General features: G+C 41.1%; 17 protein-coding genes. 11 read left to right on the top strand and 6 right to left on the bottom strand.

Features of this window, described 5'->3' with window-relative positions:
- Positions 1–173 precede the first annotated feature (173 nt).
- A complete protein-coding gene (locus tag RRU94_RS04005) occupies positions 174–1436 on the top strand; it encodes a glycoside hydrolase family 18 protein (RefSeq protein ID WP_315691896.1) in 1263 nt (420 codons plus the stop codon).
- A gap of 262 nt (positions 1437–1698) precedes the next feature.
- Here RRU94_RS04005 and RRU94_RS04010 read toward each other — a convergent pair whose 3' ends face one another.
- The 5 genes from RRU94_RS04010 to tnpB all read right to left on the bottom strand — a co-directional run bounded on the left by RRU94_RS04010 (position 1699) and on the right by tnpB (position 4968).
- Positions 1699–2127 (bottom strand): spore coat protein, encoded by a 429-nt coding sequence (locus RRU94_RS04010; protein WP_315691897.1) that lies wholly within the window; start codon positions 2125–2127, stop codon positions 1699–1701.
- A gap of 34 nt (positions 2128–2161) precedes the next feature.
- On the bottom strand, positions 2162–2632 hold the full coding sequence (locus RRU94_RS04015; protein ID WP_315691898.1) for a spore coat protein: 471 nt from the start codon (positions 2630–2632) through the stop codon (positions 2162–2164).
- Between the two features lie 125 nt (positions 2633–2757).
- Positions 2758–2976: a spore coat protein gene (locus tag RRU94_RS04020; protein ID WP_315691899.1), complete on the bottom strand. Its 219-nt coding sequence runs from the start codon at positions 2974–2976 to the stop codon at positions 2758–2760.
- A gap of 323 nt (positions 2977–3299) precedes the next feature.
- The gene (locus tag RRU94_RS04025; RefSeq protein WP_315691900.1) at positions 3300–3467 is read right to left on the bottom strand and encodes a hypothetical protein; all 168 of its coding nucleotides are present in this window, start codon (positions 3465–3467) and stop codon (positions 3300–3302) included.
- A 373-nt stretch (positions 3468–3840) separates the two neighbouring features.
- Positions 3841–4968 carry an IS200/IS605 family element RNA-guided endonuclease TnpB gene (gene tnpB, locus RRU94_RS04030; protein ID WP_315691901.1) on the bottom strand — a complete coding sequence of 376 codons (1128 nt, stop codon included), beginning with the start codon at positions 4966–4968 and terminating at the stop codon, positions 3841–3843.
- Between the two features lie 552 nt (positions 4969–5520).
- Between tnpB and RRU94_RS04035 the strand changes: the two genes are divergently transcribed.
- From RRU94_RS04035 to RRU94_RS04045, 3 genes are all read left to right on the top strand, one after another.
- The gene (locus tag RRU94_RS04035; protein WP_315691902.1) at positions 5521–6657 is read left to right on the top strand and encodes a sensor domain-containing diguanylate cyclase; all 1137 of its coding nucleotides are present in this window, start codon (positions 5521–5523) and stop codon (positions 6655–6657) included.
- Positions 6658–7236: 579 nt separating this feature from the next.
- Complete coding sequence (locus RRU94_RS04040) at positions 7237–9318, top strand: metallophosphoesterase family protein (protein ID WP_315691903.1); 2082 nt, start codon at positions 7237–7239, stop codon at positions 9316–9318.
- Positions 9319–9377: 59 nt separating this feature from the next.
- On the top strand, positions 9378–9692 hold the full coding sequence (locus RRU94_RS04045; protein WP_315691904.1) for a DUF3892 domain-containing protein: 315 nt from the start codon (positions 9378–9380) through the stop codon (positions 9690–9692).
- A gap of 167 nt (positions 9693–9859) precedes the next feature.
- Here the strand turns inward: RRU94_RS04045 and RRU94_RS04050 are convergent, their stop codons facing one another.
- Complete coding sequence (locus RRU94_RS04050; protein ID WP_315691905.1) at positions 9860–10633, bottom strand: PAS domain S-box protein; 774 nt, start codon at positions 10631–10633, stop codon at positions 9860–9862.
- Between the two features lie 685 nt (positions 10634–11318).
- Between RRU94_RS04050 and RRU94_RS04055 the strand changes: the two genes are divergently transcribed.
- The 7 genes from RRU94_RS04055 to RRU94_RS04085 all read left to right on the top strand — a co-directional run bounded on the left by RRU94_RS04055 (position 11319) and on the right by RRU94_RS04085 (position 16098).
- Positions 11319–11519, top strand: coding sequence for a hypothetical protein (locus RRU94_RS04055; RefSeq protein WP_315691906.1), 201 nt, complete (start codon positions 11319–11321; stop codon positions 11517–11519).
- Between the two features lie 83 nt (positions 11520–11602).
- Positions 11603–12616, top strand: a complete 1014-nt coding sequence (locus RRU94_RS04060) for a PAS domain S-box protein (protein WP_315691907.1) — start codon at positions 11603–11605, stop codon at positions 12614–12616.
- A gap of 87 nt (positions 12617–12703) precedes the next feature.
- Positions 12704–13357 (top strand): GAF domain-containing protein, encoded by a 654-nt coding sequence (locus tag RRU94_RS04065; RefSeq protein ID WP_315690462.1) that lies wholly within the window; start codon positions 12704–12706, stop codon positions 13355–13357.
- A 33-nt stretch (positions 13358–13390) separates the two neighbouring features.
- On the top strand, positions 13391–13774 hold the full coding sequence (locus RRU94_RS04070; RefSeq protein WP_315690464.1) for a helix-turn-helix domain-containing protein: 384 nt from the start codon (positions 13391–13393) through the stop codon (positions 13772–13774).
- A gap of 65 nt (positions 13775–13839) precedes the next feature.
- A complete protein-coding gene (locus RRU94_RS04075; protein ID WP_315690465.1) occupies positions 13840–13992 on the top strand; it encodes a hypothetical protein in 153 nt (50 codons plus the stop codon).
- Between the two features lie 279 nt (positions 13993–14271).
- Positions 14272–15477 carry a ParM/StbA family protein gene (locus RRU94_RS04080; RefSeq protein ID WP_315690467.1) on the top strand — a complete coding sequence of 402 codons (1206 nt, stop codon included), beginning with the start codon at positions 14272–14274 and terminating at the stop codon, positions 15475–15477.
- Positions 15478–15510: 33 nt separating this feature from the next.
- The gene (locus tag RRU94_RS04085; RefSeq protein ID WP_315690469.1) at positions 15511–16098 is read left to right on the top strand and encodes a hypothetical protein; all 588 of its coding nucleotides are present in this window, start codon (positions 15511–15513) and stop codon (positions 16096–16098) included.
- The last annotated feature ends 14 nt before the right edge of the window (positions 16099–16112 follow it).

Below are 16112 nucleotides of genomic sequence, written 5' to 3' on the forward strand. Positions count from 1 at the left end.
TACATAAGTAGGCGAACGATTGTAATTGAAAAAAGCCAATTTTATCTTTTTGCTTATAAAAATAAGAGGAAAAGCCTTTTTTAAAATAGGGGAGCGGCCCGTGATACAAGTGAATAAGCGCTGTTTGCGGATCATATTTATGGAAAGGCGGAAATAGTGAATGGGGGAAAATTATGTTTATTCACGAGGTCCAATCCGGTGAATCTTTATTTCAAGTAAGCAGCAGATACAGAACGTCAGTTGATCAATTACGAATGGTCAATGGGCTGGTCGAAACTAATGTGGTGCCCGGGCAGGCACTTCTGATCCCTTTATACACCTATATTGTTCAGCCGGGAGACACGTTTTTTACCATTGCCAGAAAGTCGTATGTAACCGTCGCGCAGCTGCGAGCCGCCAATCCTTCAGTTGATCCCGATTCTCTGCAGGCTGGTACACGTATACAAATACCCAATACATCTAACTATTTAGCCACTACGTTAAGTTTTTACGTGGTTCGAAGCCCTGCTTTGGACCAGGCCCTTATTACAGACTTTGCGGCATATGCTTCTATTATTTCTCTTTTTGAATATCATTTTGCGGAAAATGGGGATATCGCCAATGATTTAAACGATGTAACAGCCGTTCAAACGACCTGGCAAAACCGCGTGACGCCCATCGTAACAGTTACCAATTTAACAGCGCAAGGCTTCAGCCCGGAGCTTGCTCATCAAGTATTAAACAATCCGACTGCAAGAACAAATCTGGTCAATAATATCTTTTCACTCGTTTCCAGAAAAGGATATGGCGGGGTCAATATCGATTTTGAACAGGTGCGGGAAGAGGACCGTGATCTTTTCACAGGCTTTCTTCGACAGTTGTCCGAACGATTGAAGCCGGCAGGGTTTGTTGTGACGGTAGCGGTCCCGGCTAAAACAAGCGAGGATATTCCATGGTTAAGAGGATACGATTACGGCGGAATTGGGGCGGTAGTGGACTACATGTTTATCATGGCTTATGACTGGCATCACGCCGGCAGCGAACCGGGGCCTGGAGCTCCCATTACCGAAGTAAGAAGAACGATTGAATTTGCGTCCAGCCGGCTTCCTCGAAGCAAGATTATTTTGGGCATGCCGCTGTATGGCTACGACTGGGTTGTTCCATACACGCCTGGCACAGCAGCACGGGCGATTTCCAATCAAGATGCCATTGCTACAGCGATGAGATATCAATCTCCTATTCAATATTCAAGGGAAAATGAAACGCCTTTTTTCCGATATAGGGATGAACAGGGCATTGCACATGAAGTATGGTTTGAAGATGTAAGAAGCATCAGCGCTAAAATGCTTGCTGTTCGTCAAAATGGCCTGCAGGGTCTCGGAGCCTGGCAGCTCACACTCGGTTTCCCGCAAGGTCCTTGGCTTTTAAGGAAGTTCTTCAGGATCCGAAAAAGGTAAGGGTTGGTATACAAGCGAGCGGCTTTTTAACAAAGCCGCTTTATTTCCTAAAAGCCGGCTAAACGGCTGTAATAAAAGGGAAACCCGAGCATGACAAGAAGACTCACGAAAAAGGTGTGCAGTCCAGCCGTTTTTTCAAAGAAAAAAGGCGCAAAAAGGTGCGCCTGTATCGAGCAAATCTTTAAGTATATGGCAGCAGGAGAGCACCAGATAGTTTTTAACACATGATGTCTGCAGCCTCTTTTTCTATAAAGCTTAACAATTAAAGAACATCCAGTTTTACTACAATAGCCAGGAGGATTTGAAGAAGGGCTTGGATGTTCACGGCCAAGTCAGTATCCGTTGTTGTCACTTTAACATGCTTGGAACCTTCGATCACCGTTTTCTGCGTATTTTTTTGCTTTGTTTTAATAAATTGCTTCAAGTCCTGCACCACAGCTTTTGTTTGATTTGAATCACCGACTGTGATGCTGAGAACAACCGCGATGGCAACCTGGATGCCCAGCTGCAATGATACGGCAGCCTGCGTATCTGTTGTTTGAACTTCGACATCTTCAGAATCCTTTACAATAATCCATTCGAAGGACTCTTGATCGTTAGAAACGGACTGATCTCCTTGTTGAAGTACGTCCGCATCTTTTTGTTTATCATCATCGCAATGATCCAAAGCTCTCCACTTTTTCTCACTCATGTTGTTCACCTCTTTCATTTTTTAATGAACTTGATTACAAGACGTCTAATTTAACAACTAAAGCTACAAGAACTTGCAGAAGTGCCTGGATGTTAACAGCCAGATCTGTGTCCGTTGTTGTGATTTTGACATCTTTTGAGTTGTCAATCAGAACCTTTTGCTTGTTCGTCTGCTCCGCATCAAATTGCTGGAACAGCTCTTGTGCAACAGACTCACCTTCATCTGAGTCGCCAATTGTGATGCTGACAACGAGTGCAATAGCCAGCTGCAAGCCTACTTGAAGAGATACAGCGGCCTGTGTATCAGTAGAATGCACCTCAACATTGCAGGAATCTTTAATCCAAATTAATTCATCTGATTCCTGATCCACAAATGATTTTTGAACACCGTCTTGTACCACTTCCGCGTCCTCTTCCTGTTCCTCGTGCTTGTCGTGATGATTCTCTTCCTCATGGCGCTTCCGTTTTCTTCTTTTGGACTCGTAGTCGTCATAGTATTTTGACATAGTTCTAACCCTCCTTTTTTGCGTTATATCATACCGTATGAAGTTAGCAGTCTTTCGGGAAGGGCATCTGTAACTGTTTTAGAAAATAAAAAATGCCCCAAAGACGGGGCTTTAGGGCAAAGTCGTTATTTTGATTCTTTTTTGTCGACAGGCGGCTTTTTCATAAATGAATCCACTTGCTTCGTCAGGTCTTCCACCAGATCTTTAAACATTTTTTTCTGCTCATCGGACAGTTTGCTTTTTGCTTTTTCGATATTCACACCGTTTTTTTGAAGCGTCGTGCTTACAAGTAGATCAATGACCTTATCGGACAGGATTTTCGGATTTTTGGAAGAATCGCTCATCAATACCGCTCCTTTATGAATAGTGATTTCTTATCAGCATATGCGCCTAATCTCCAGAAGGAAACTATATGCTGCTGATGTTAAGCGGTGGGTATGGAGTGAAAACAAAATGGCTGTGTCAGGGAAAGAAGATCGCTGAATGAGGTCTGTCACGAGGGATATATAATAAAAGGAGAGTTTAGAAGGACAGAAATAGAGACAATGAGAGAAAGGCTGTGAGAAGGTCAAACAGCATAAATGAGGAAGCTAGCGAAAATCTCTGCAATGAGGTCCTTTCCATGTGCAGAACGTGGATGTAACATAAGAAAGCAAAAAATTCCTGGTTATTTAACCAGCTTGTCTAGCTTGTCAGAAATCACTTTTAAAATTTGATTCTTTTCCTGTTGTATTTTAAGAAATCGAATGAGAAACCAAACAAGAAATATAATAGGAGCAATATAAAAGAAAAGAGTCAAAATTGGAAAAACAGCAAAAAAAGCATCTCCAGCCATCAGGCCGCCTCCTTTTTGAAAAAATGAAGTTTGCTTCAAACAGAGCATGAAGGAAACAGCGCATTTCAAAAACATAATCAGAAATTAAGAGAGAGCAACGAAAATTAAATAGATACATCCAATAATATAAAGAAATAACTCAAACATATTTAGGTCCCCTTAACAGTTATTCCATTATTATACACTAGTTAGATAGTAAGTAAAGATAATACTTGAATTACCCCCAGTTACTCACTGCGTTCGTTGAACATGGGGGATTCCTAAGTACAGAAACCTATCGGCCCCTAATTCATTAGGCTACACCCGTCACTCCGACGGTTGGCAGTACGAACGACTTTGCAGCAAGTCTCCTGCGGAAAATCAAATTGTGTGACTAAACCATGGCTAAGTCATGGATATTCCGGGAAGCATTGATATCCGCATTTTCGGAATGACCGCAGGAGATACAAGTAAATATCGCTTGTGTTTGACGGTTTTCTTTCGCTGTATGTCCGCATGAGTGGCATTTTTGAGAAGTGTAACGAGGATCAACGGCGATCACCTTCTTGCCGTACCACTTCGCTTTGTATTCCAGCATCGCGCGGAATTCCGACCATGAAGCTTCGCTGATTGCTTTGGATAATGTACGGTTCTTCAGCATATTTGACACTTGCAGGTCCTCAATCCCGATGACATCGTGGTTTTTGATGATCTCAGTCGTGATTTTCTGCAAGTAATCAGTCCGTGCGTTCGCAATCTGTTCATGAATACATGCCACTTTCATACGCTGTTTTTGTACATTTTTCGCTTCTGATAAAAGTTTTTTTTGCTGAATTGCCAGGCGCTGGCGGCGGGAAAGAACACGCTGTGCTTTGGCCAGCTTCTCTTCTAACGCTCTAAAAAATGTTGGATTTTTGTATACTTTCCCATTCGAGAGAATGGCAAAGTCTTTTAAGCCAACATCAATCCCAACAGTGGAATCTGTTTTGGGCAGGTCTTGCACGTCTGTTTCAACAAGTAAGGAAACGAAGTACTTGCCCGAAGGGTTTTTCCGTACCGTTGCGTTTAAAATACGGCCCTGCACGTCATGGCTGTTCGCAAAACGAACCCAGCCCAGCTTAGGCAGTTTCATACGATTGCCCAAAATGCTTACCTCCGGAAGCTGATTCTTTTTTTCAATATTTGTCGTGTAGGACTGAACCTTATTTTTCTTACTCTTAAATCGTGGAGCCTTGTTTTGCTTCTTGAGGAAACGGTCAAATGAGTCTGCAAGATGTTTCAAGGATGATTGCAGGGAATGTGAGTCAACTTCTTGAAGCCAATCTAGTTCTTTCTTGAGTTTGGTAAGCTGAGCTGAACAGGCACTGTACGATAAGCCTTTTCCAGTTGATTGATAGGTTTCGTTCCATAAGGAAAGGAAGCGGTTAAACACAAACCGCGAACAGCCAATGGTTTTCAAAATCAACACTTCTTGTTCTTTGGATGGATATAGGCGAAAGCGATAGGCTTTGTTCACCAGCATTCTACTCACCTCATTTGTTAGCTGTAATACAAATTATACCAAAATTATGACAAAGCTAAAAACGTTTGCTTCGCAAAACCGACATTCATCCCACCGCTTATTTCTGGGCTGCGCCCTTTACGAAATTGAAGCGGGGGTACTCTTTCGGTAAAATCTAATAGAATTTTGAAGCGGCCGATCGGCTGCTTTTTCTACTTGAAAACGAATCATAAAAAACAGCCAGGCGAGGGGAGCCTGGCTGCAGAAATGGTTTCGAGCTGTATCATATGAAATTTGGAGATTTAACAGTACCAGTTTAAACGGTTTACAGGACATTTATACAAAAAACGAAAGGGAAAGAAAGATACGGGTTTATGCCGGAAAAAGATAAGAGTCCGGCGCTTGAGGAGAAATTAGTGGATACTTAAAACAGCAGCCACCTTAGTTGATTTTGTATAAATGTGGTAAAATGTATAGGGGAAGAACAGGCTTTAATGTCGTTAATTATGTACAAAAATAGAAGCAGAGAATAGGGTTACAGAAAAAGAAAGTCAGCGATATGGGGGATATGAAGTGGGGCCGAAAGGGACGAAAATCAAGCTGTATAAAGGGCGCTTGTTGGCTGCACTCTTTTTAACAGGGAATGTATGGTTCGCATTTGCGTACCAGCAGGGTTTTACACAGAAAGGATTCGGGGCTTTTGAGCTCATTATTCTTTTTATATACATAGGCGTTATCTGGGGAGCAGGTGCTTTATATGACCGGCAGCAAAAACAAAAAGACATACTCCAGAACAATAATGACCGCTTCCGGCTGATCTTTGAAAAGTCAGGAGTCGGCATCGCTGTAATGGAGCCTGGGGGGAAAATTGTTTTTGTAAATCCAAAAATGACCGATATGTTTGGATATGAAAAAGAAGCATTCTTAAATATGACTTTTCGTGACTTTAGCCATCCGAAAGATATTCTGCCGAATAATGACCTGCTCGATAAGCTTGTAAGCGGGGAAATTGATTATTACCAGCTTGAAAAAAGATACATTTGCAAGGATGGCCGGACGGTATGGGGAAAAGTGACGTCTTCTTTAATGGTGGACGAAGACGAACAGGAAACACTGATTATTGGCGTTGTAGTGGATATTACGGAGCGTAAAATGATGGAAAGAAAGCTGAAGGAAGTCAATGAGTCATTGGAGAAAATGTCCCACACAGACAGTTTAACAGGCCTCCTTAATCGAAGAGGAATCGAAAAACGTTTAGAAGCAGAGTGGGAAAATGCCCGGAAAAACGGCCATTTTATTTCGTTTATGATCATCGATATTGATTATTTTAAACATTACAATGACTATTATGGCCACTTAAAGGGAGACAGCTGCCTTGTTAAGGTAGGAGGCGTCATTCAAAAAACACTGGAAGCAAGCGGCGCTTGTATCAGCCGGTACGGAGGAGAAGAATTTCTTATTGCGCTTCCCGGATGCAGCCCAGAAGAAGCTCTTTTGCGTGCAAAAGCACTATGCCAAAGCATAGAAGAGGAAAGAATCGAACATAAGAACTCGCCGGCAGCCCCGTGGGTGACGGTCAGCATAGGAGCAGCCGGATTGATCCCGGATGTCTCGCCTTCTTTTACAGCTTTATTCAAGCAGGCTGACCAAGCGTTATATCAAGCTAAGCAAAATGGGCGAAACAGGGCGCATACGAAGCTCTCATTATAAAAACAATGAAGCAAAGCTTTTAAGGAGGCATTCATGAGCCGTTTTCATTCACATCATCGGAACAGGCCTTTTCGTTTGGACGAAGATTGGGCACAGAAACTTAGATTATCCCAGCCGCTGAACCATCAGAAGCATGTATTAGCGCCCTATTGGTTTTGCAGCATCGATATAGGCGAATGGGAAGAAGTTGAAATTTTTATTGCAAGAGATGAAGGAGGCCCTCTTTAGAAAAAATCAAATAAGTCAACAGAATGCCATCAGTCTCCCACTGAAGCTCCGCTTTCGGTGGAGCTTCAGGCTGTTGACAAACGTCCGCTTTCGGCGTCACTTGCTGGCTGTAAATGCTCATGACCCCCCAAAAGGTCACTCCGTTTTCCGGCCAGCGGCGTTCCTGGAAGAGCAGACGTTTTCAATCAGCCTGCTTTCTTACTTTGTCTACACTCTCAAGCTCCGCCTGCGGCGGAGCTTTTTTATATGAAAGCCTTCCATCCCAAAAAACAGGTCTTCCCCGACAGCTCACATTCTATTCTACTATTGAATATCTTATAAAACAGCCTGAAAAGAAAGGAATGGAGACGGATGGACCTTCCTGTTATTTTATCTGGCCCTGTTTTAAGAAGAGTGGATCAAAGCAGTGTTTTTATCTGGATCGCCACAAGCAAGCCTTTTCAGATCAGCGCAAAACTGTACCAGCTCGAGCCATCAGGAAAAGACGATGGATTAATCAGCGGCCAAAGCGAGATGGAGTGTGTCCGTTTTGGACAGCGGTTGTTTGTTTATATGATTAAAATCACTCCTGCCTCAGGTACTTTTCCACTTCAAACCCTCCTCGGTTACAACCTTTTCTTTACAAAGGGATCAGACACCGTCGATTTGAGCCATTTTGGCCTGCTCGACCCCGGTGCGGACTCACTTGTCTATGGAAATCTTCCCTATCCATCTTTTTTCATTTCGGAAGGAAAACATACAAACGTTTTATATGGTTCATGCCGAAAATTTCACGGAAAAGGCGAAGATGCCCTGGCGGCAGGAGATATGCATATGGAAGAAACCGTTCATGCATTGGAAAAAAGACCGCAGGCACTTTTTTTGCTGGGAGACCAGATTTATGCGGATCATGTAGCAGACCCGCTGTTCCCGGTGATTACGTCTCTTGGCAGGCAGCTGGTGGGCCAAGAAGAACCGCTTCATAAAATAGATAAACGCTTGGAAACGTATTCTTCTCTTTATAAAATTCATGGAAGAAAATTGATTATGGATCATCTATGCCGGTTTACATCTAACCAGTCGCATAATCATCTTATTCAATTTTCCGAATATGCAGCCCTATACGTGTTATCCTGGGGTCCGCAAGTATGGGAGTATATTCAGGAAAACGGGGGGCTTCCTGTTTTTGAAGAAGAGTTAGCGAATGACCGGATTCACTTTGTATTTTCTACAGAGCCCGCTTTTCAAAAAATACACGATTTGGAACTTCGGCAGCATAAACAGCGTTTTGCGGAACAAACAGAAGAGCTGAGAGAGTCCATTGCTTCGTTAAAGCGCGTCAGGCGCTTGATAGCGAATATCCCGTCTTATATGATTTTTGATGATCATGACATCACCGATGATTGGAACCTGTCGGAGGAATGGAAAGAAAACGTCAAAAACTCGCCGCTTGGATCTCATGTTGTAGCCAACGGTCTGGGAGCGTATTGGGCTTTTCAAGGCTGGGGAAACGCACCCGATTCGTTTGATCAGCCGTTTTTAAAAACCGTGAAGCGATACGCCCGGCACTTCGACGTGGAATCGGAAAGCTATGGAGACTGGCTGCACACTTTATGGAATTATCCATCCTGGCATTTTATCGCTCCTACTGAGCCGAAAACCGTTTTTTTAGATACGCGGACGAAAAGAGGGTATGAGGTTTCATCTGCTCCTGGGAGGGTCGGCCGGATCATGCAGGAGAAATTGCAAAGCCCGGAGCTCGTGCGCCAAAGCGCCTGGCCGGCTATTGCTGCGTTGCTAAAAGAGAGCGGCTGGAAGAGAGGGGAAATGTTAATGGTCGCTTCACCTGCTCCGCTCTATGGAATTGGCTTAATTGAATCCGCTTTGCACACATATACCAATCCTCTTCGGCTAATCGGCATTCCTGTTCATGAGCTGTTTGATTTCGAAGCCTGGAAGTACAATGGGCAAGGCTTTACGGCTTTTTTAGAGCAAATCTTTAACTGGGCGCCGCACCATTGTTTTATTCTTTCGGGAGATGTTCACTACGCCTCCTCGGTTTACACAACCGTCGAATCCAATGACGGACGAAGCGCGCATATTATGCAATGCACGAGCAGCCCGATCAATAACGCCAGCTTCTCAGGCGTATGGGGCCGACTGATGGGGTCTGTGGCCCGGATCAATGCATTCAAACGAAAAAAGAAAAGCATCAGCCGCTATTGCGACGAGCAGGGTCGGATTGTTTGCCAAGAACCGGATACTGCTGTACCCAAGAACTGCGTATGGAAAGAAACGCTCCAGTATATAGCCACAACGGGTGGATCGATCATGGAAACCGATAACAATCTGGGGCTGCTCAGCTTTACAGAAAAGGTGGCACAAAATCATTTATTGATGCACCGGACGTGGCAGAAAAAGAAAGTTCTTTTTAACCAAATAGACCTTCATTAAGCACAGTCATGATTAAAAAGTCAGAAGCTCGCCATACTACCCAAAAAGGAGGGGATGGCATGTCACAAGATCGGTTTGAACAAGTATACGATCAGTACAAACAGCAAAGTCAGCAGATGGCTTCCCAGGTAATTGAAAATTCTTCTTCGGATGGCCAGGAACAAATCACCGCAGTCCGGAAAAACGAGGAAGGAGATATTATAGCATTTAAAACCAGCAGCGGCCGAGAGCTGGATTATATGGAAGCGCTGAAAGAAGCAAAAGCAGGACGTCTCGCTCATGTGGATGTTTTTGAGCGATACGGGCGGGAAATTATTCGCAGTGAACCGGATGGCACAAAGGAAAACAATTTAGATAATCTTGATACCTTTTGAGGGATTACTCAAAACGTTTTTAACTTGCAGGCAAATGATAATGCCTGCATTTTTTTATAACAGGACTATTAAATAAACATATAGCACTGTTTTAACAAGGGATAAATTTAAAATAAAAAAGCAATGCTGACTGCATTGTTCACTTAAATTCGCTTATTTTCTTTGATTTAAATTAGCAGACTTTTATTATGCTCGACGCCTAATAACTGAAGGGCATCTTTGACGGTCGACACAGTTGGGGTGGATTTAAAAGTTGTTCCTATCTGTACGGCCATTTGTGCTGTTTCTGGTCTTATCCCTGTTAAGAGAGAACGAACACCAAGCATGGATAATACTTGATTCATTTTAAAAATGTATTCTGTTACGACAGAATCTAAGTTATAAAGACCAGAGAAATCTATAATTAAGAATTTTATATTTTGTTTTTGTGCTTTTATCGGAACACTTTCTAATATTTGCGTTGCTCTTTGTTCATCTATAGAACCTGCCAGAGGAAGCACGGCAATTCCATCTAAAAGAGGAACGAGGGTTGAAGACAACTCATTTACTTGCTCTAACATCCTTTTTTGCTCACTCTCTGCTGCTTTTCTTTCTGTTATATCTCGTACATATGTCTGAATCGCTTTTGTCTCACCCATCCATACAGGGTGACAATATAATTCAACCTCAACGGTTGTGCCATCCATTCTGTAGATTGTTTCTTCAATTACCTTTGCTGGCTGTTCGTAAGCCGATTGTATTCTTTTTTCTATTGCTGATTTGGATGTATCTTTGAAAATATCTAAAGGACTTGCGCCGATAATATCTTTTTTGGAGGCTCTAAAAAATATTTCTGCGGCACGATTGATATCAATAATTTTTAGCTGTGAATGAATAATTAATGGTTCCAGGGCATACTCAATTACTTGTTTATAATCGATATCTGAAATGTTTTCACTCATATAGTTCACTCCTAATTAAATGGTATAGCGGTTTTTCAATTTTATCTAGTGATTAAACCCTTCTGTTTAATAAGGTTGTAATACACTGAAGCTGCTGTAATTGAAGAGAAACCGCAAAAGGATCTTAGATAATCGCCATGTAGTCAGAAAAACACGAATTATTATTTAATCAGGTCTCTATTAAAAAGTAACATAATATGATATAGAAATGTTCTATTTTAAAAAATAATCACGCTTTTTAAAATGGCTGTTAAGCTAAGATGATAAACTGACACCGCTTTTTACCTCACAGATAAATTTCCTTTCATTATCCTTTACATATTCATAGACCTATTCGGTTAGGAAAAGTTAATAATTTACTTTTTCTTTGACCAAAAAAAATGCTTCTGTTACTTATTGGGTTTTATCCTTTCTAGGAGATTTTCACTTCCTGATTCTGAAGATAGGAGTGTGTCAATGATCAATTTTCCATCACTTTCAATCAAACGGGCATTTACATTTTTTCTCTTTATAAAGCAGCTAATCCCGCTATTCCCTAAAACGGTTTCGTACGTTTGTGTGAATTCTTGTGCCATTAATTTGCAGGGATCCTAACATGTTTGAGTGATTTTCTGTTTAATATTTCCTTGGTAACCTATATAATAAAAATAAAGTTCTCGTTTCGAGAACTTTCGGGGAGAATAGCATGGAAAAAACCCGGTACTGCCTGGCAAAAGATTCTTTTGGCCACTACGTGTATGGAGAAACGGAAGATGTGTTACTTTTTATAAAGCCTAACCAAGATATAGAATGGAAGCTTCACTTTTATGTAGACATAGAGGAATTGTTGCACACTGTAAAAAATAGTAAAGAAAAGCGGCCAGTCATTATCATAGATTTATTATGAACAGCCAAATCCAAAGAGCCAGGGAAAAATATTTTTAATCGATATAAATAGTAGATTACGGCTTGCGTAAAGGAGCGAAAGGGATGAAAAAGTTAGTATCTGAGGAGAAGTTTTTAGAATACATTTTAGATTCAATGGATGAAACGCTTATTTTGATTGACCAGGAACTAAAGATTCAATATATTAACCCTTCTGGGGAGCGCTTATTTGGGCTCGAAGAAGTTGACTACGAAGGCAAGCATATTTATAACGAAGCAAAATTTGTACACCTGCCTATCGATTACAATAATAAGGTATTAGAAGAAGTTTTAAAAACAGGGGAAGCACGAAAAAACGTTTTAAGAAAAACATTTACAAATAGGATCTTATCGATGAATGCCGTTCCTTTAGTGGAAGAAGGCGTGAAAAAAGGCGTTTTGGTTACAGGAAAAGATGTAACGGATATTGTAGACATACAAAATGAAATCGATATGGCTTTTGCTTTAACACTTCCAAATACCAGAGTGGAATATAAATTGAAGAATACGGTAGAGTATAATGATATTTATGATCCTGAAACAAAGATGATTACCATCACAGGAATTATACCGGATGGCGGGTACCGCCACGTAGTGAATTGCCTTAAACTTCTTTCTAATTTGTATCAACAGGGTATTGCAAAAATCATTGGTATTGATAAAGATCAGTTAGTACAGGCTTTTATCTTTCATGACTTGGGTAAATCTCAGCCTATTCTGTCTATTGGCGATGTAGTCGATCCAAAAAAAGTTTTTGAAGACAGCAAATTGCATGCTTATCGGGGGGCTGAAATTGCCAAACAATTTTACTCCGTACATCAAGATATTGTCGACATTATTTATTACCATCACCATGGAGAGCATGAGCTTCCTGATACATTTCCATGGCGGCTGCGCCCGATGCATCGATTATTTCAAGTAGTGGATGGTCTGTCAGCTTCGATTACAAGAGGGGGAGGGAGAGTTGATTTCACTGTTCACGACTGTACCCTCACGATAACGGAAATAAATCACCGCCCTCAATACAATGGAACCTGGCAAATTGATTTGTTTACTGGAAAAAGAACTAAATTGAAGTAGGTAAAGCAATGTTTCTTTTATAGGAACATATTGAATAATTTATTTTTCTGAAAAATCATGTACACTAATGAAAGGGTATGGAGATTTATGGACGAGATCAACATTGCTCAATCACTAGAAAAGTTCATATATAGAAAAGAAATAAAAAAGACCCTCTCCCACATTGAACCTAGATTAAAGAACCATCAGGATTTATCAACGGTTTTTTTTAGTCTGTATGAAAAAGGGATTATTGGTGAGGATGAGCTGGCAGCACTTCAAACAAAGTTTATGTTAAACCAGTTCATTTCTTTAATCGAGCATCATTTTAAAGAATTAAGCTGCGGCATATACATACACGATGAAAATGAGAAGAAGATGTGGAATGGAGCAGTGACTAATATTTCACCAGGGTACAATGAATATTCGAGCGGTTTATCCACCGTAAATGATATTCTAGATGGTGATGAGATCCCTGTATATTCCAAACAAATCGTTGCCATTCCGGACCTGGAAAGAGGCGAAGACATTACCTCTCTTAACCATAAAAAAGCACTTTTAAAAAATGGGTACCAAGCGGTCTGCTGCTCGCCGCTTACCTATAAAGGCCATATCATTGGCCACTCTGTGATGTATTCCGAATCAAAAAGAATGTTTACAGCAGAGGAAATCAACATGTTCAGCATGTATATGACACTCATTGAGGAGAAATTAGCGGAAATTAAAAATCATTTACTCCCTATTCTTAAAAATGCAAAATAAGATACGTCAATCTATATAAGTAATCGAAAAGGGGTGATTACCATTATAGGATATGGAGAAAAATTAAGAGAACTTCGGTTAGAAAAAAATCTCACCATGGATGATGCTGCTAAAATTGTCAGTGTTGCAAGATCAACCTATGCTGGATACGAGTCTGAGTTCCGGCAGCCTTCTTTAGAAAAAATGACATTGTTTGCCCATTATTATAATGTTTCAGTGGATTACATCTTATGCTTAACGGACCAAAGAGAAAGAAAAGACCGGAATGAAGGCTTTAATACGAAAAACCTGCTCACTGGAGAGCTTCATTGGGATGGTGTCCCTTTAAACGAAGAAGAATTAAAGCATATTACTGAGTTTTTAAAAGCGATAGAAGAGAGAAGCAAAAAGAACCAAACAGGGAAAAAGTTTGGGTAATTTTTTCAGCAAATACACGATGAATAACCATAAACCCGCCCATATGAATGGAGGTTTTTTATTGTGTGTTCCGCTCAACGCACACAGCAGCTGAAGTGATTCTCGGCGGTTTTCATGTCGATGGTTTATTTCTTGAGTTTGACAAATTTGCTGACAGAAGAAGCACAATGGCAAAGGTACGCCACATTGTACATATTGCAAAAGATGTCCGGAAATAAGAAAACAGGGCTGCTCGAAAAGTCGATGAACATCGATTTCTGGAGCAGTCCTGTTTTTGTGTTTAAAACAGCTTTTTTCTTTTTATACACGGGGCAATACAGCGCGCAATTGCTCAGTCTATAAAAAAATTATTCTTTTTCAAAAAAAAATTTCATAGAACGGTAATTTAAAAGAATAATTACTAGTGTTGCGTAATATCCTATATTATTCTCTTAATTTTTAAAAAGAAACACGCTGCTTATCTCTATTGGCCTACTTACTAAAAAGGAGAGATTAAAATGGAGAAAACGTATGATTTGATTGTTTCAAACGATAATGGAAACAGCGAACACAAGTTGGTTATAAACGGGATTCCGGTAAAGCACCCGAATGTTTTCGCCCGAATTTCCAAACCACGGTCTGAAAAGAAAACCACATTGATAGAAGCGATAAACGAACTGCATAACAATATTGATATTACGATTTCAAGTCCGGCTATAAAGCTCGCAGACAATACAAGAGTATTGGTAGGGCATGCGGCAATGGCAGGGGTAGCCGCCAGTAAAGTAAAGAATATGAATTTAGAAAAAGGAAAAAAGCATGAACAGGATCTGCCTATTATTAATACACTCGGCATTGTAGCCGTAAAAACAGTACAAGAGCATTTTTCAGAAAAGAAAGAAATTGAAAACAACGATGTGTTAGAAGTAACGGTTAACATGTCCACATGCCTGCCGGCTTCTGTTTATAATGAAGTGAACGCAAAAATCTTTAAAGAGCGGTTCCAAAAAGGAACGCATATGGTCACTGTAAACATTAAAAGTGATTTAAGAGTAGTCGTGAAAGTTACATTTGGATATGTAGGTGTGTCCGCCGAAGGAACGCCGCCATTATTCGAAATTATTGAAGACGGAGAAGGAAACTACCGCTCCGGGGATATGTTTGATGAGTTTATTAAGCAGTATAATATGAAGCCGGATTTAGACGGTCAATATTTTCAGGATAAAAACTTAATGCATATTGATATTGGCGACGGGACGACCGAGCTGATCATTACAAACGGGTACGAATTAAAACATAGTGAAGGTCTGGAGTACGGGCTTGGCGTTGCACTTGAGTCGGTCGTGAGTATCTGGAAAGAGAAAAAGTCGTACACACGGCAGGACATCTCTGAAATTATCAAATCAAAATCTCATGCTTTTAAAGAAGATATTTTAACGGATTTAAACGGAGAACCGCTGGAAAACTTATCGTTTGATATTGCAGAGGATGTGCAGAGCTTCGTAAATAATATGCGTTCCAAAGAAATTCATATCGCGGTCGTGTATGGAGGCGGCTCGATTCTGCTAAAAGATCACTTGTACAGCAAATTAATGGCGATTGCGAAGAAAGAACGGTTTAAGCTGCTGTGGATCCCACCGCAATATGCAGTGGACATGAACGTAAATGGATTAAATACATTTAATGACATCTATATGGATGAATTGACTGCCCCTGTCTCATAAAAAAGGCACGGCAGAAGGAGGGGAGGGATCTATATGCAGGAAGACAAAAAGCCGACCATCTATGTAAAAACTGCAAGCTCCGCCTGCCCCGATATTGTCGGGGACTGGGCCGCAGGGCAAAAAAATCCGAATGAATCAGTGAAATACTTGATTATTCAGCTGGCTGCCCATTTCGGAAACACCGACATTTTTGATCCTGCTATTATTAACACATTAAATGCCATGCTGACCCGCAATCAAGCGGAGCGGATGCAGCTCTCCATCGGACAGGAGGACAGCAGCAAGCCCGTTATTGGACAGGAAATAAAAGAAACGCCGGGAGTCACAGCGGAAAAAGACCCAGCGGCAAAAAAGAAAACAGAACCGATCGCAAATAAAGATATCGTCGAGCTGAAATTTGTAAATGATTTAAATTCAAAAACAATCACCAAAAGCGAAACGGCTAAAACCGATCCGCCTGCCGTAAAAGAAAAAAGCGGCAAGGGCAGCGAGAAAGAAAATGAAGAAACGGTATCTTTAGAAGCAGCAGAGGCGGAAGAACCGAAAGAAGAAAAAGAAGAAAAGGCCCCAAAAAAGAAAGTAGCCAGACGGCCTGGTACGGCCTCAAATATTATGCAGTGAACACGAAAGAACCT

It is taken from the genome of Domibacillus sp. DTU_2020_1001157_1_SI_ALB_TIR_016 (assembly GCF_032341995.1).
In the GTDB taxonomy this organism is placed as follows: Bacteria; Bacillota; Bacilli; order Bacillales; family Domibacillaceae; genus Domibacillus; species Domibacillus indicus_A.

Excerpts from the sequence above, each read along its gene's own strand:
- RRU94_RS04005 (WP_315691896.1), top strand. The coding sequence starts at position 174 with ATGTTTATTCACGAGGTCCAATCCGGTGAATCTTTATTTCAAGTAAGC.
- RRU94_RS04010 (WP_315691897.1), bottom strand. The coding sequence starts at position 2,127 with ATGAGTGAGAAAAAGTGGAGAGCTTTGGATCATTGCGATGATGATAAA.
- RRU94_RS04015 (WP_315691898.1), bottom strand. The coding sequence starts at position 2,632 with ATGTCAAAATACTATGACGACTACGAGTCCAAAAGAAGAAAACGGAAG.
- RRU94_RS04020 (WP_315691899.1), bottom strand. The coding sequence starts at position 2,976 with ATGAGCGATTCTTCCAAAAATCCGAAAATCCTGTCCGATAAGGTCATT.
- RRU94_RS04025 (WP_315691900.1), bottom strand. The coding sequence starts at position 3,467 with ATGGCTGGAGATGCTTTTTTTGCTGTTTTTCCAATTTTGACTCTTTTC.
- tnpB (WP_315691901.1), bottom strand. The coding sequence starts at position 4,968 with ATGCTGGTGAACAAAGCCTATCGCTTTCGCCTATATCCATCCAAAGAA.
- RRU94_RS04040 (WP_315691903.1), top strand. The coding sequence starts at position 7,237 with ATGGACCTTCCTGTTATTTTATCTGGCCCTGTTTTAAGAAGAGTGGAT.
- RRU94_RS04045 (WP_315691904.1), top strand. The coding sequence starts at position 9,378 with ATGTCACAAGATCGGTTTGAACAAGTATACGATCAGTACAAACAGCAA.
- RRU94_RS04050 (WP_315691905.1), bottom strand. The coding sequence starts at position 10,633 with ATGAGTGAAAACATTTCAGATATCGATTATAAACAAGTAATTGAGTAT.
- RRU94_RS04055 (WP_315691906.1), top strand. The coding sequence starts at position 11,319 with ATGGAAAAAACCCGGTACTGCCTGGCAAAAGATTCTTTTGGCCACTAC.
- RRU94_RS04060 (WP_315691907.1), top strand. The coding sequence starts at position 11,603 with ATGAAAAAGTTAGTATCTGAGGAGAAGTTTTTAGAATACATTTTAGAT.
- RRU94_RS04065 (WP_315690462.1), top strand. The coding sequence starts at position 12,704 with ATGGACGAGATCAACATTGCTCAATCACTAGAAAAGTTCATATATAGA.
- RRU94_RS04080 (WP_315690467.1), top strand. The coding sequence starts at position 14,272 with ATGGAGAAAACGTATGATTTGATTGTTTCAAACGATAATGGAAACAGC.
- RRU94_RS04085 (WP_315690469.1), top strand. The coding sequence starts at position 15,511 with ATGCAGGAAGACAAAAAGCCGACCATCTATGTAAAAACTGCAAGCTCC.